This is a genomic window from Longispora sp. NPDC051575 (assembly GCF_040681875.1).
GTDB lineage: Bacteria > Actinomycetota > Actinomycetes > Mycobacteriales > Micromonosporaceae > Longispora.
Map to the genome: position 1 here is coordinate 123,339 of NZ_JBFAZP010000010.1, position 13,191 is coordinate 136,529.

The following is a 13,191-nucleotide window of genomic DNA, read 5'->3' on the forward strand; positions in this document are numbered from 1 at the left end:
CGCGCCCCGGTATCCCCCGCCATATCGATCATCCCGAACCCTTGCCCCGAGATGGCAACGTTGTCATGCTGGCGGCCACACCAGACGAATCCCCCTTCGGAGGTCGACAGTGCCAACGCTCAGTCGTCGCACCCTGCTCATCGCCGGCGCGGTCGGGGCCGCGGGCGCCACCGTCGGAGCCGGCCCGGCCGCCGCGACCCCCGGCGGCCCGGCCCCGCACCCCGGCATGGCGGGCGCGGCCCCGACGGCGACCCCGCCTCCACCGGCCGGCCAGCCCTTCGCGCCCAACTGGTTCCCCGCCGACATCCCCGGCTGGTCCCCCGACACCGACCCCGACGCCCGGTTCAACCGGAGCACCACCCCGCTGACCAGCAGGATCATCGACCGGCACACCACCGCCAACCCCGAGGCCCGCAGGCGGCGGATCCTCGCGCTGTCCGTGTTCGGCAACACCGACGGCAACCCCTCGCAGGGCAGCGCCCAGTTCGACTACTACACCAGCGAGTTCTGGCAGTACATCGACAGCCTGGTGTTCTGGGGCGGCTCCGCGAGCGAGGGCCTGATCCTCGCCCCGAACCCCACGGTCACCGACGCGGCGCACCGCAACAGCGTCCCCGTGCACGGCACCGTCTTCTTCCCGCCGAACGTCTACGGCGGCGACCTCGACCGGGTCCGGCAGTTCCTCCGCCGCGACGCGCTCGGCAGGTTCCCCGTCGCCGACGGCCTGGCCCGGATCAGCCGCTACTACGGCTTCGAGGGCTGGTTCATCAACCAGGAGACCGACGGGGCCGATCCGGCGCTCGCCGAGGAGATGCGGCTGTTCGTCGTCGCGCTGAAGGCCAGGACATCCGTCATCTGGTACGACGCCATGAACACCACCGGACACATCGGCTGGCGGGGCCGGCTCGACGAGCTGAACGCCCCGTACTTCGCCACCTCCGACACCATGTTCGTCGACTTCCGCTGGGACTACCCGGACCTGCCGTCCTCGGCCGCGTACGCCCGGGGGATGGGCCGCGACCCCGGCCAGCTCTTCTGCGGCGTCGACACCGGGTGGCGGCAGTTCACGGTGCAGCTCGACTTCGACGCGGTGTTCCCCGCCGAGGACCACAACGGGCTGTCCATCGGCCTGTACCGGCCGGACTTCACCCTGACCAGCATCGACGACAAGACGCAGTACGAGGCCCGCGAGCAGCGGTTCTGGGTCGGCGCGGACGGCGACCCGACCACCTCGACCGCCGACGCGGACGGCTGGAGGGGCGTCTCCGCCAAGGTCGCCGAGGCGGCGGTGGTGACCCGGGTCCCGTTCGCGACGACGTTCAACACCGGGCACGGGCGGCTGTGGGCGTCGGGTGGCCGGGTGTGGCAGCGCGGCGAGTGGAACAACCTGACCGCGCAGGACGTCCTGCCGACCTGGCGCTGGCGGGTCACCGGGTCGCCCCTGACGGCGTCCTACGACTACGCGACGGTGTGGGAGGGCGGTTCGTCCCTCCGGCTGACCGGCGCGCTGACCACCCCGACCCGCGTCGACCTGTACGCGACCCGGGTCCGCCTCTCCGCCGGCAACCGGATCTCCCTGACCGCTACGGCGACCCGGGCGGCAACGGTGCCGGGCGGAGCGGGCGGACCAGGCGGAGCACCGGAGCCCGGCATCGGCGGCGACACCGCGTCGGCCGACGCCACCGCGCCCGGCGCGCCGGCCCGCGACGAACTCCGGATCAGTGCTCTCCTCCGGTTCCTCGACGCCCCCGACACCGACGTCGAGGTCCCCCTCGGCCGGTTCGGTGACCGCTGGACCACCCGGGATTCCGGTTTGTCGCGCTTCCACGGCCGGACCCTGATCCGGATCGCCCTCCGGATCAGCGGCACCCCGGGCCCCACCGACCTCCACATCGGCCGGTTGGCCCTGGAGGAGGAGGCCGACCGCGAGCCCCGCCCGGTGCGCGGCGTCCGGGTCGACGGCAACCGAATCACCTGGTCGGGCGGCCCGGGCCGCTACGACGTCCGCGCCGTCGACCGCCGGGGGGCCAGGACCTGGCTGGGCCGCACCACGGGCACGGCCTTCTACGCGGCGTCGATCCCCGCCGATACCAAGATCGAAGTCCTCGCGCTCTGACCCTGCCGCGCGGAGCCGGGGACACGGTGTACCCGGCTCCGTGCCACCCCCGGGCCGGCCGTCCCTCCCGCCCCCGTGGTGCGCCCGCCCCGGCCGGCCCTCCGACCCCGGCGGCGCCCCGTCGCGATCCCGAACAAGTCCGAACGGCGCTCCTGGCGTGCCGGCTGCCGAACCCCGCGGCGGGCATGTCAGGATGGGTCGCCGTGGGAGACTCGACAATGGCTGGCCGGTTCTACGCCGACCTGCATATACATTCGAAGTACTCCCGTGCCTGCAGCAAGGACTGCGACCTCGAGAACCTCGCCTGGTACGCGCGCCGCAAGGGCATCGGCCTCGTCGGGACCGGAGATTTCACCCACCCGGCCTGGTTCGCGCATCTGAAGGACAACCTGGTCGAAGCCGAGCCGGGGCTCTATGTCCTGCGCGCCGACATCGCGGGCGGCGTCAATCAGCGGCTGCCGAAGAATCTGCGCGGCCAGACCCGCTTCATGCTGTCGGTGGAGATCTCGACGATCTACAAGCGAGGCGACAAGACTCGCAAAGTACACCATCTCATCTATCTTCCCGATCTTGCCGCTGTCGAGCGGTTCAACACCGCGCTCGGCCGGATCGGCAACCTGGGCTCGGACGGCCGGCCGATCATCGGTCTCGACTCCCGCGACCTGCTGGAGATCGTGCTCCAGGCCAGCCCGGACGGCTATCTGGTCCCCGCGCACATCTGGACGCCGTGGTTCTCCGCGCTGGGCTCGAAGTCCGGTTTCGATGCGATAGCGGACTGTTATCTTGACCTGGCCGACTATATTTTCGCCGTGGAAACCGGCCTCTCCAGCGACCCCGAGATGAACTCTCGCGTGTCCTCGCTGGCCGGCTACACGATGCTCAGCAATTCCGACGCGCATTCCCCGCCGATGCTCGGCCGCGAGGCGACCGCCTTCTCCACCCCATTCGACTACTTCGCCATTCGCGACGCGCTGCGCACCAAATCCGGCTACGAGGGCACGCTGGAATTCTTCCCCGAGGAGGGGAAGTACCACGCCGACGGCCACCGCAACTGCGACGTCGTGCTCACCCCGAGCGAGACGATCAAGCTCGGCGGCAAGTGCCCCGGCTGCGGCAAGCCGGTGACCGTGGGCGTGCTGAGCCGGATCGAGGCGCTCGCCGACCGCCCCGCGACGCCGGACCCGCGCGCGACCAGCATCATCCCGCTGCCGGAGATCCTCGGCGAGCTCAACGGCGTCGGCCCGAAGACCAAGACCGTCGCCGGGAAGATCGACGCGCTGGTCGCGGAGCTGGGGCCGGAGTTCGAGATCCTGACCAGCACCCCGATCGAGGACGTGGCGAAGGCCGGCGGCGAGCTGCTCGGCGAGGCCATCGACCGGCTGCGGCGCGGCGACGTGCGGCGCGAGTCCGGCTTCGACGGGGAGTACGGCACGATCCGGCTCTTCGACCCCGCCGAGCTGCGCGCCGAGGCGACCCTGTTCGACGGGCTGTTCGAGAAGGTGCCCGCGCCGAAGAAACCGAAGAAGCCCAAGGTCGTCGCCGAGCCGGAGTTCGACTACGACCTCGAACCGCGCCGCGAGCCCACCGACCTGCCCGCGCCGTCGCCGCACGAGCCGATGGAGCCCGTGCTGCTCGGCATGGAGGAGGTCGGCACCGGCCTGCTCGACCGGCTCGACGCGATGCAGCGGGTGGCCGCGTCCGCCTCGACGGGCGCGATGCTGATCGTGGCCGGCCCGGGCACGGGCAAGACCCGGACCCTGACCCACCGCATCGCGTACCTGGTGGCGGAGCTCGGCGTCGCCCCCGCCTCCTGCCTGGCGATCACGTTCACCCGGCGCGCGGCCGGCGAGCTGGCCGAGCGGCTGCACGCCCTCCTGCCGGACCGGGCCGCCGAGCTGAACGTCGGCACCTTCCACAGCCTCGGCATGCAGATCCTCCGCGAGCACCACGACCGGTTCGGGCTGGCCGCCGACTTCCAGGTCACCGCCGAGGAGGAGGTGCCCGACGGCTTCGTGGGCATGGACGACCTGATCAGCCTGCCGGTCCAGCTGCTGTCGGCGGACCCGGCCCTGGCGGACCGGTACCAGGCGCGGTGGCCGTGGATCTTCGTCGACGAGTACCAGGACGTGGACGAGGCCCAGTACAAGCTGCTGACCCTGTTGTGCCCGCCCGACGGCAACCTGTACGCGATCGGCGACCCCGACCAGGCGATCTACGCGTTCCGGGGCGCCGACGTGAAGTACTTCCTCCGGTTCGCCGAGGACTTCCCCCAGGCGCGCACGGTCCGGCTGACCCGCAACTACCGTTCGGCCGCCCCGATCCTGGCCGCCGCCGTGCAGGCCATCGCGCCCGGCTCGCTCGTGCAGGGCCGGATCCTGGAGCCGGCCCGCCGCGACCCGGACCCGACCCTCGTCGGGTTGTACGCGGCGTCCAGCGAGGCCGACGAGGCAGACCACGTGGTGCGCACCATCGAGGAGCTGGTCGGCGGCTCCTCGCACCACGCGATCGACTCGGGCCGGGCGTCGGGGCACACCAGCCTGGAGGTCGGCTTCTCCGACATCGCCGTGTTGTACCGGACGGACGCGCAGGCCAAGCCCCTGCTCGCCGCCCTGGAGCGCGCCGGCATCCCGGTGCAGAAGCGCTCGCACAACCGGCTCACCGACCGGGCAGGGGTCCGGGCGATCGCCCGCGAGCTGCCGTTCCTGGCCGGCACGGTGGCCGCCAGGATCCGGGCCGCCGCCGCCGGGCTCAGTTCGGGCACCCTCGCGGGGGCCGGGCTGGAGGCCGCCGACGTGCACACCGCCGTCGAGTTGCTCGCCCCGCTGGCCCGCCGCTGTGGGGACGATCTGGACCAACTACTCACCGAGTTGCGTACCGGGGCAGAAGTCGACGCCCTGGACCCCCGCGCGGATCAGGTGACCCTTCTCACGCTGCACGCGGCGAAAGGGCTGGAGTTCCCGGTCGTGTTCATGGTGGGCTGCGAGAACGGCCTGCTCCCACTGCGGTTCCCGGGTCAGGAATCCGACGAGGCCGAAGAGCGCCGGCTCTTCTTCGTAGGATTGACCCGGGCACAGGACCGCCTGTATCTGTCACATGCGGCCCGGCGCTTCCGGCACGGAGCCGAGCGGGAACTGCCGCCCAGTCCGTTCCTGTCCGCGATCGATGCGTCACTCCTGGCCAAACGGGGAGCCGGAGTCTCCCGCCGAAAGCCCCGCGACCAGCAGTTGCGGCTGCTCTAGACCCCTCAAGGAGAACCATGTCGAACTACGGGCCGCCGCCCGGGGATCCCGGTCAGCAGCAGCCGTATGGTCCGCCGCCCCCGCCGAACGACCCGTACGCGGCACCTCCCACGTCGCCGTACGGACCGGGTGCCCCCCAGCAGCCGCCGACGTACGGCCCGGGCGCGGCCGGCTACGGCCCGCCCCCGCCCAGCGATCCGTACGGGCAGCCCCAGCAGCAGCCGGACCCCTACAACCAGCCGGGGTACGGGCAGCCGCAGCAGCCCCAGCCCGGCTACGGCCAGCCCCAGCAGCAGTCGCCGTACGGGCAGCCGCAGTACGACCCGACCCAGCAGTACCCGGGCCAGCCGATGTCGGGTCCGCCGATGTCCGGGCCGCCCATGTCGGGTCCGCCGGTGACGGGCATGCCGCAGCAGGGCTGGAGCGACCCGCAGCCGTGGACGCAGGCCCCGCCGCCGAAGAAGAGCAAGACCGGTCTGATCGTCGGCATCCTCGTGGTCGCGTTCGTGCTCCTGCTGGCCTGCGGCGGCGGCGCGTACTTCCTGATCAACAAGGACAAGAAGTCCCCGACGCCGACCCCGACGCCGAGCAGTTCCCCGACCCCGTCGCCGACGCCCTCGCCGACCCCGAGCGCGTCGAAGTCGCCGGACAAGACGACCGCGCTCCGGGCGATCACGCCGGGCAAGTGCATCAAGAACTCGGGCACCAACGAGAGCCCGGACATCTCGATCGTGGCCTGCGGCGCGGGCACGTACGAGGTGCTGAAGAACGTCCCCGGCCAGGCCGACGCGAAGGCGTGTGACGGCGTCGCGGGCTACACGACGAGCTACACCAGCAAGAACCCGCTGTACGAGTCGCTCAGCTTCACCCTGTGCCTGAAGACGCGCACGTCGTAACTCCGGATCGAGAAGCGGGCCCGCTCCGGTGGGCCCGCTTTTTCGTACCCCTCGAATCTTGCGTTTTTGCTAGAGAGGGTTAGATCGGTCTAGCGGTAGGCGAGGCCCGACAGGCGCCACGCCAGCATCCGGCGGAACCCCGGGAACAGGGCCAGCCCCCTGATCAGCAGGTTGCGCACCGGCCGGAGCGCGCGCGGCACGGTCGCGATCCGGGTCATCCGGTCCGTGAACGCCACCACCTGGGCGGCGACCGGCCGCCGACGGGCTCCGTACCCGTCCAGCACCGACTCCGGCGCCCCGCCCAGCACGGCCGCCAGCGCCTCGGCGAGCGGCACCGCGTCCTGGATGCCGGTGTTCATGCCCTGGCCGCCGGCCGGGCTGTGCACGTGCGCGGCGTCCCCGGCGAGCAGCACCCGGCCCGACCGGTAGGTGTCGGCCACCCGGTGGTGCACCCGGAACCGCGAGCCCCAGGTGACCTCCTCCACGACCAGCCCGTGGGCGCGGGGCCCCCGGGTGTCGAGCAGCCGCTGCACGTAGGCCGCGTCGGGGTGTTCGGGCGCGTCGTCCACGGTGGCGACGATCCGGACCGTGCCGCCGGGCAGCGGGGCGGTGACCAGGATGCCGTCCCGGGAGAAGTAGAGCCCGGCCTCGGCGGCGGGCATCGGGCCCCGGAGCCGCACGTCCGCGAGGGAGAACGACGCCGGGTAGCTGCCGCCGGTGAACCCGATCCCGGCCTGCTCGCGGACGGTGCTGTGCGCGCCGTCGGCGCCGACGATCCACCGCGCCCGGACCTCGGTGCCGTCGTCCAGGGTGGCCGCGCCGGTCGCCGGGTCGAGGGCGACCAGGGTGCGGGGCCGCAGCACGGTGCCGCCCAGCTCGGTGAGCCGGGCGAGCAGGATCTCCTCGGTGCGGAACTGCGGGATGAACACCATCTGCGGGTACTTCGTCGGCAGGTGCCCGAACCGCACCTCCACCAGCACGGTGTCCCGGTCCCGCAGCACGAACCGGTCCGCGGGCAGCCCCGCGTCGACGAGCCGCCGGGCCACGTCCAGGTCGTCGAGGACCTCCAGGGTGCGGGCGTGCACGACGCCGGCCCGGGAGGTGTTGGCGCCCTCGGCGAGCTGGTCGATCACGGTGACGTCGACGCCGCGCCGGGCGAGGGCGGCGGCGAGGGTGAGGCCGGTGGGGCCGGCTCCGACCACGAGGACATCTGTGCTGAGCATCGAAGGCTCCCCAGTTTGGTCAACGGCTGTTGACTTAGACGGTAGGCCCGCCCTCCCAGGATTGTCAACGCGCGTTGGCCTACAATCGTTGACATGACAGCAGCGACGGGCGGACGGCGCTCCGACCGCACCCGGGCCGCGATCCTGACCGCCGCCCGCGAACGGTTCGCCGCCGACGGCTACGAGAAGGCCACCATCCGGGCCATCGCCGCCGACGCGGGCATCGACCCGGCCATGGTGATGCGCTACTACGGCAACAAGGAGGGCCTGTTCGCGGTCGCCGCACAACTCGACCTGCGGCTCCCCGACCTGGCCGCCCTCGACCGGGCCGCGATCGGCGACACCCTCGCCGGGCACCTGTTCGACCGGTGGGAGGACGACGACGCCCTGGTCGCGATGCTCCGCGCCGGGGTCAGCAACGCCGACGTCCTCGACCGGCTGCGGGAGATCTTCGCCCGACAGGTCGGGTCCGCCGTCGCCGCCGTGTGCCCGGACGACCCGGCGACCCGGGCCGGGCTGGTCGCGACCCAGGCGCTCGGGCTGGCCCTGTGCCGGTACGTGCTGCGGCTGCCGCCCGTGGTCGGGTTCACCCGGGAGCAGGTGGTCGCCTGGCTGGGGCCGACGTTCCAGCGCTACATCGTGGGGAACTAGGCGGTGGGCTGACTCCGCAGGTACCTGCCGAAGTGCGGCACCGTGAACGCCACCGTGCCGCGCTCGCCCGAGTAGATCAGGCCCTTCTTGATCAGCGCGTCGCGCGCCGGGGACAGGCTCGCCGGCTTCCGGCCCAGGCTGCGGGCGATCTCGGCGGTCGGCACCGCGTCGGAGTCCCCCAGCTCGGCCATCGTGCGCATGTACTCGCGCTCGGCGGGCGTCGCCCGGTCGTACCGCGAACCGAAGAAGCCCACGGCCAGCTCCGCCTCCGCCTCCGGGGCGGCCACCCGCACGTCCTCCACCGTGACCGGGGTGCGCGGGGCGTGGTCCCACACCGACTTGCCGTAGGCCTGGATGAAGTAGGGATAGCCGCCCGAGCGCTCGTACAGCTCGATCAGCGCCTTCTCCTCGAACTCCACGTCCTCCCGGCGCGCCGGCAGCGTCAACGCCAGGTCGGCGGACTCGCGCCCCAACCGGTCGATCCGCATATAGCGGAAGAGCCGCTCCGAATAGGACTTGCTCGCCGACAGCACCGCCGGCAGGTGCGGCAGCCCCGCGCCGACCACGATCAGCGGCGCGCCGGTCTGGGACAGCTCGTGGCACGCCGCGCACAGGGCCGAGACGTCCGCCGCCGGCAGGTCCTGCAACTCGTCGATGAAGACCGCGATGCCGGTACCGACGTCCGTGGCCACCCCCGCCGCCGCCGTGAACAGCTCCACCAGGTCGATCTCGATGTCCCCCGAGTCGGCGCGCCCGTGGGTGGGCGGCACGTCGATCCCTGGCGACCAGCGGTCCTTGAGCTTGGTGTCCGCCGCGTTCACCCTCAGCGCGAACGCCTTCAGCACGCCGAGGAACTCGTCGATCCGGGCCGGGGCCGGGTGCCGGGGCGCGAGCTCGCGGACGGCCATGTGCAGGGCGGCGGTCAACGGCCGGCGCAGCGACTGGTCGGGGCGGGCCTCCAGTTTGCCGGTGCCCCACAGCGCGCCCATGGCCTGGCTGCGCAGGGTGTTGAGCAGGACCGTCTTGCCGACGCCGCGCAGGCCGGTGAGGATCAGGCTGCGTTCGGGGCGGCCCCGGGCGACCCGTTCGAGGACGATCTCGAAGGCGTCGAGTTCGCGGTCGCGGCCGGCGAGTTCCGGGGGGCGCTGGCCGGCGCCGGGGGCGTACGGATTCCGGATCGGCTCCATCCTCGGAGAATATCCAGCTGTCTAGTGCCGGGGGTAGAAGCCGGTAGAACCTGTCATACCCGGCGGGTGGGCCGGGTGCCGGTGGGGTCGCCGGGACGCGGGCGGCTCGGGCCGGGCGCGGATCGGGGTGCGGTCAGCCCCGGGCCGGGGCTTCACGGGGCCTGGGTCGGCCCCTCACGGCGCCCACCCCACCGCCTCACACCAGAACCGGGCCAGAAACGCCCCCGGCTCCTCCCCCCAGGCCCGCCACGCCCCCTGGATCTCCGCCATCTCCTCCCTGGTCGCCCATCCCTCGGTCACCATCCGCAGCGCCGACGCCGGATAGCCGAACAGGCTCGCCGTGAACTCCCCGATCCCCCGGGTCTCGTCGGGCGTGCCGTGGTGCGTGGCCCGCGCGTACCCCTCGCAGCGTTCGAAGCCCGCCTCGGCCAGCAACGACCGTAGTCGCTTGCCCACGAACGGGCTGGTCCCGGCCCGCATCTGGCGCATCAGCTCGTAGGACCGCTGGAGCACGGGGTTGGTCGGGTGCAGCAGTTCCCCGTCCCAGTCGGCGTCGACGAGGCCGATCACCGCGCCGGGCCGGGCCACCCGGCGGGCCTCGCGCAGCACGGCGAGCGGGTCGGCGACGTGCTGGAGCAGCGCGCTGGCGAAGATCGCGTCGAAGCTGGCGTCGGGGAACGGCAGGTCGTGCACGTCGGCCGGGACGAGGGTGATGTCGTGCCCGCCCTCCGGCAGCCCGGGATCGCGGTCCACCCCGGTCGTGGGGCCGGGGGCCACGGCGGCGGCGAGCCCGACGGTGATCGAGCCGGGGCCGCAGCCCAGGTCGAGCAGCGCCATGCCCGGCCGCAGGTGCGGGAGGAAGAAGGCGGCGTGCGAGTCGGCGGTGCGGCGGGCGAAGTTGGCGCGCCGCCGGTGCATGTGTTCCCGCGCAGTGGAGTCCATGACCCGGACATTCGCACGGTCACCGCGCGGGGGCCATCGATTTAGATCAAGGGCAGTTGACCCATTCCTCGGTACCGTCGGTGAAGGTCTGCCGCTTCCAGATCGGCAGCCGCGCCTTGACCTCGTCCACCAGCCGCGCGCACGCCTCGAACGCGGCGGCCCGGTGCGCGGTGCACACGGCGGCGGCCAGGGCCACGTCGCCGATCTCCAGCGGGCCGACCCGGTGGCTGACCGCGACGGCGTACACGTTCGGGTCGGCGGCCAGTTCGGCGGCGACCTCGGCGAGGATGGCGGCGGCGGTCGGGTGCCCCTCGTACTCCAGGGACGCCACCTGCCGGCCGTGGTCGTGGTCGCGCACCACGCCCTTGAAGGTGACGACCGCCCCGGCCCGCGCGTCCGCCACGAACTTCTCGTGCGCCGCGATGTCCAGCGGTTCCGCCGTGACCTCGGTGTGGATCATGCGAACTCTCCCGGGTACAGGGGCAGCGGCGCCAGCTCGACGACCGTACCCGCCGCGCCGTGCGTCCCCGGCGGGATCACCGCGAACCCGACGGCCCGCGCGAGGCCGCGCAGCATCGAGGACCCGGCGTGCGGCAGCGCGTGGGCCAGCCCGTCCGCGTCGAGCCGGACCAGGGCCAGGTGGGTGTAATCGCCCCGGCCCGGAATGTCGGAGCCCAGGGTGACCTTCGGCAGGTCCGTACCCCGGCCGGACAGCCCCGCGACCAGCGGCGCGACCAGCGAGACCAGGGCGACGACCGCCGACTGCGGGTTGCCGGGCAGCCCGCCGAGGAACTTGCCCCCGGGCAGCCTGGCCAGCAGCATCGGGAAGCCGGGCCGGACCCGGACCGTGTTCACCACGTACTCCGCGCCGAGCGCCGCCAGCGCCGGGTGCAGGTGGTCCACCGGCCCGTGCATCGTGCCGCCCGTGGTGCACACCAGGTCGGCGCGCGCCAGGGCCGCCTCGATCGCCTCGACGTGCGCGTCGAGGGTGTCCTTGACCGGGGGCCCGACCGGGGCGACCTCGCAGCCGTACCGGGCCAGCCACGCCGGCAGCTGCGGCCCCAGCGCGTCCCGGACCCGACCCGCGCCCGGCAGCCCCTCCGTGAGCAGCTCGTCCCCGAAGACCAGCAGCTCGGCGCGCACCGGCCGGCGGACCGGCAGTGTCTGGTAACCGCAGGAGGCGGCAAGACCGACAACCCCGGGCGTCACGGGGGTACCGGCCGGCAGCAGCTCCTCGCCCCGCGCCGCCTCCTCGCCCGCGTCCCGCCAGTCCCGCATCGCCCGGGCCTGGCCACGGACCCCGTCCTGCTCGGTGCTCGAATCCTCGACCCGCACGATGGCCGCCACCCCGTCGGGCACCGAGGCCCCGGTCGCGATCTCCACGCACGTGCCGTCCTCGCCGAGCGGCGCCGGATCGTCCCCGGCGAGCACCCGGCCGACGATCCGCCACGGCTGCGGCCCGCGCCCCGCCCAGCCGTCCACACTGGAGGTCGGGAAGGCCGGCAGATCGGTCAGCGTGACCAGCGGTTCGCCCAGCGTACGGCCGTCGGCGGCGGCCAGCGGCACGGTCTCGGTGACCGGCGGGACGGCCGCCCCGGCGGCGTGGCAGGCGGCGCGCGCCTCGGCCCAGGTCAACATCAGTGGTCGCCTCCGCTCAACTGGGACACCGCGTGGGCGAGCAGCGGACCCAGCACGGCCAGGCCGTCGCGGGCGCCGCCGGTCGAGCCGGGCAGGTTCACCACCAGCGTACGACCGGCCACCCCGGCCAGGCCCCGCGACAGCGCGGCCGTCGGCACCTTCGCGTACGCCCGGATGGCCTCCGCGATCCCCGGCACCTGGTAGTCGAGCAGCGGGCGGGTCTCGTCCGGGGTGCGGTCGGTGGGGTTGATCCCCGTACCGCCGCTGGTCAGGACCACATCCGCGTGGTCGAACACCGCCGCGCGGATCGCCTCGCCCACCGCCGCGCCGTCGGGGACGACCACGGGGACGTCCACCTCGAAGCCGAGGTCGCGCAGGCCGGCGACGAGGATCGGGCCGGACCTGTCCTCGTAGACGCCGGCGGCGGCCCGGTTGGAGGCGACGATGACGACGGCGCGACCGGCGCTGCCCGGCGCGACCGGTGAGGGCTCCGGGGAGCCGGCCGGTCCTGCGTGCGGGGAGCCTGCCGGTGCGCCGTGCGGGGTGTCCGACGGCAGGAAGTCCGAGAGCCCCGCCGGCCCGGAGTGGGCGTGCCCGGACTGGCCGGTCGGCCCGATGTGCTCCGTCGGCCCGACGTGCTCGTGGGCCCCGACATTCGCGGGCGAACCGGCGTGCTCGTGGGCCCCGGGGTGCTCGTGCGACCCCGGGTGCGCCGCACCGGCGCGCCCCACGCGTGGGGTGGACCCCGTCGACCAGGGCTGCTGCTCCGTCACGGCCGCACCCACTCGCCGGTCTTGCCGCCCAGCTTGCGCGTCACCCGTACCCCCTCGATGGATGCGGCCGGATCCACGGCCTTGATCATGTCGATCAGCGCGAGCCCCGCGGCGGCCACTGCCGTCAGGGCCTCCATCTCGACCCCGGTCCGGTCCGCCGTCCGGGTGGTCACCGCGATCTCGACCCGGTCCGCGCCGGGCGTCAGGTCGACCGTGACGCCGTGCAGCGCGATCGGGTGGCAGAGCGGGATGAGGTCCGGCGTCTTCTTCGCGCCCATGATGCCGGCCAGCCGGGCCACGGCGAGCGCGTCGCCCTTGGGCAGCCCGCCCGACTGGAGCAGGCCGATCACCTCCGCCGTGGTCACGACGGTCCCGACGGCGGTGGCGCTGCGGGCCGTCACGTCCTTCGCGGAGACGTCCACCATCCGGGCGGCCCCGGCGGCGTCGACGTGCGTCAACCCTCGTTCGCTGCTCGCGCTCATGTCGCCCATTCTGCCCCGCGATGATCGAGCGGCTAGGTTGGGCT

General features: G+C 73.3%; 11 protein-coding genes. 4 read left to right on the forward strand and 7 right to left on the reverse strand.

All coding sequences use genetic code 11. From position 1 onward, the window contains the following. Nucleotides 1-109: 109 nt before the first annotated feature. The 3 genes from AB0M43_RS29665 to AB0M43_RS29675 all read left to right on the forward strand — a co-directional run bounded on the left by AB0M43_RS29665 (nucleotide 110) and on the right by AB0M43_RS29675 (nucleotide 6,251). A complete protein-coding gene (locus AB0M43_RS29665) occupies nucleotides 110-2,116 on the forward strand; it encodes a hypothetical protein (RefSeq protein WP_363729080.1) in 2,007 nt (668 codons plus the stop codon). Between the two features lie 218 nt (nucleotides 2,117-2,334). Next, nucleotides 2,335-5,355, forward strand: a complete 3,021-nt coding sequence (locus AB0M43_RS29670; protein WP_363729081.1) for a UvrD-helicase domain-containing protein — start codon at nucleotides 2,335-2,337, stop codon at nucleotides 5,353-5,355. Nucleotides 5,356-5,372: 17 nt separating this feature from the next. After that, nucleotides 5,373-6,251, forward strand: coding sequence for a hypothetical protein (locus AB0M43_RS29675; protein ID WP_363729082.1), 879 nt, complete (start codon nucleotides 5,373-5,375; stop codon nucleotides 6,249-6,251). 89 nt (nucleotides 6,252-6,340) lie between these two features. Here AB0M43_RS29675 and AB0M43_RS29680 read toward each other — a convergent pair whose 3' ends face one another. Beyond that, nucleotides 6,341-7,474 carry an FAD-dependent oxidoreductase gene (locus AB0M43_RS29680; protein WP_363729083.1) on the reverse strand — a complete coding sequence of 378 codons (1,134 nt, stop codon included), beginning with the start codon at nucleotides 7,472-7,474 and terminating at the stop codon, nucleotides 6,341-6,343. Between the two features lie 93 nt (nucleotides 7,475-7,567). Between AB0M43_RS29680 and AB0M43_RS29685 the strand changes: the two genes are divergently transcribed. After that, entirely contained in the window at nucleotides 7,568-8,125 is a 558-nt protein-coding gene (locus AB0M43_RS29685; RefSeq protein WP_363729084.1) for a TetR family transcriptional regulator, read from the forward strand. Here AB0M43_RS29685 and AB0M43_RS29690 read toward each other — a convergent pair. The 6 genes from AB0M43_RS29690 to moaC form a co-directional block, all read right to left on the reverse strand. Continuing rightward, nucleotides 8,122-9,312 carry an AAA family ATPase gene (locus AB0M43_RS29690; protein WP_363729085.1) on the reverse strand — a complete coding sequence of 397 codons (1,191 nt, stop codon included), beginning with the start codon at nucleotides 9,310-9,312 and terminating at the stop codon, nucleotides 8,122-8,124. The two genes, AB0M43_RS29685 and AB0M43_RS29690, sit on opposite strands and share 4 nt — an antisense overlap. 174 nt (nucleotides 9,313-9,486) lie before the next feature. After that, entirely contained in the window at nucleotides 9,487-10,254 is a 768-nt protein-coding gene (locus AB0M43_RS29695) for a methyltransferase domain-containing protein (RefSeq protein WP_363729086.1), read from the reverse strand. Between the two features lie 46 nt (nucleotides 10,255-10,300). After that, nucleotides 10,301-10,714: a molybdenum cofactor biosynthesis protein MoaE gene (locus AB0M43_RS29700; protein WP_363729087.1), complete on the reverse strand. Its 414-nt coding sequence runs from the start codon at nucleotides 10,712-10,714 to the stop codon at nucleotides 10,301-10,303. Then, entirely contained in the window at nucleotides 10,711-11,892 is a 1,182-nt protein-coding gene (locus AB0M43_RS29705; protein ID WP_363729088.1) for a molybdopterin molybdotransferase MoeA, read from the reverse strand. Before AB0M43_RS29705 ends, AB0M43_RS29700 begins: the two co-directional genes overlap by 4 nt. Then, nucleotides 11,892-12,338, reverse strand: coding sequence for a MogA/MoaB family molybdenum cofactor biosynthesis protein (locus tag AB0M43_RS29710; RefSeq protein ID WP_363729308.1), 447 nt, complete (start codon nucleotides 12,336-12,338; stop codon nucleotides 11,892-11,894). Before AB0M43_RS29710 ends, AB0M43_RS29705 begins: the two co-directional genes overlap by 1 nt. Nucleotides 12,339-12,661: 323 nt before the next feature. Further along, a complete protein-coding gene (gene moaC, locus AB0M43_RS29715) occupies nucleotides 12,662-13,147 on the reverse strand; it encodes a cyclic pyranopterin monophosphate synthase MoaC (protein WP_363729089.1) in 486 nt (161 codons plus the stop codon). Nucleotides 13,148-13,191: the final 44 nt, after the last annotated feature.

What these genes read in the sequence shown, in the direction of transcription:
- AB0M43_RS29690 (WP_363729085.1), bottom strand. Translation starts at nt 9,312, where the DNA reads ATGGAGCCGATCCGGAATCCGTACGCCCCCGGCGCCGGCCAGCGCCCC.
- AB0M43_RS29675 (WP_363729082.1), top strand. Translation starts at nt 5,373, where the DNA reads ATGTCGAACTACGGGCCGCCGCCCGGGGATCCCGGTCAGCAGCAGCCG.
- AB0M43_RS29680 (WP_363729083.1), bottom strand. Translation starts at nt 7,474, where the DNA reads ATGCTCAGCACAGATGTCCTCGTGGTCGGAGCCGGCCCCACCGGCCTC.
- AB0M43_RS29700 (WP_363729087.1), bottom strand. Translation starts at nt 10,714, where the DNA reads ATGATCCACACCGAGGTCACGGCGGAACCGCTGGACATCGCGGCGCAC.
- AB0M43_RS29670 (WP_363729081.1), top strand. Translation starts at nt 2,335, where the DNA reads ATGGCTGGCCGGTTCTACGCCGACCTGCATATACATTCGAAGTACTCC.
- AB0M43_RS29695 (WP_363729086.1), bottom strand. Translation starts at nt 10,254, where the DNA reads ATGGACTCCACTGCGCGGGAACACATGCACCGGCGGCGCGCCAACTTC.
- AB0M43_RS29705 (WP_363729088.1), bottom strand. Translation starts at nt 11,892, where the DNA reads ATGTTGACCTGGGCCGAGGCGCGCGCCGCCTGCCACGCCGCCGGGGCG.
- AB0M43_RS29685 (WP_363729084.1), top strand. Translation starts at nt 7,568, where the DNA reads ATGACAGCAGCGACGGGCGGACGGCGCTCCGACCGCACCCGGGCCGCG.
- moaC (WP_363729089.1), bottom strand. Translation starts at nt 13,147, where the DNA reads ATGAGCGCGAGCAGCGAACGAGGGTTGACGCACGTCGACGCCGCCGGG.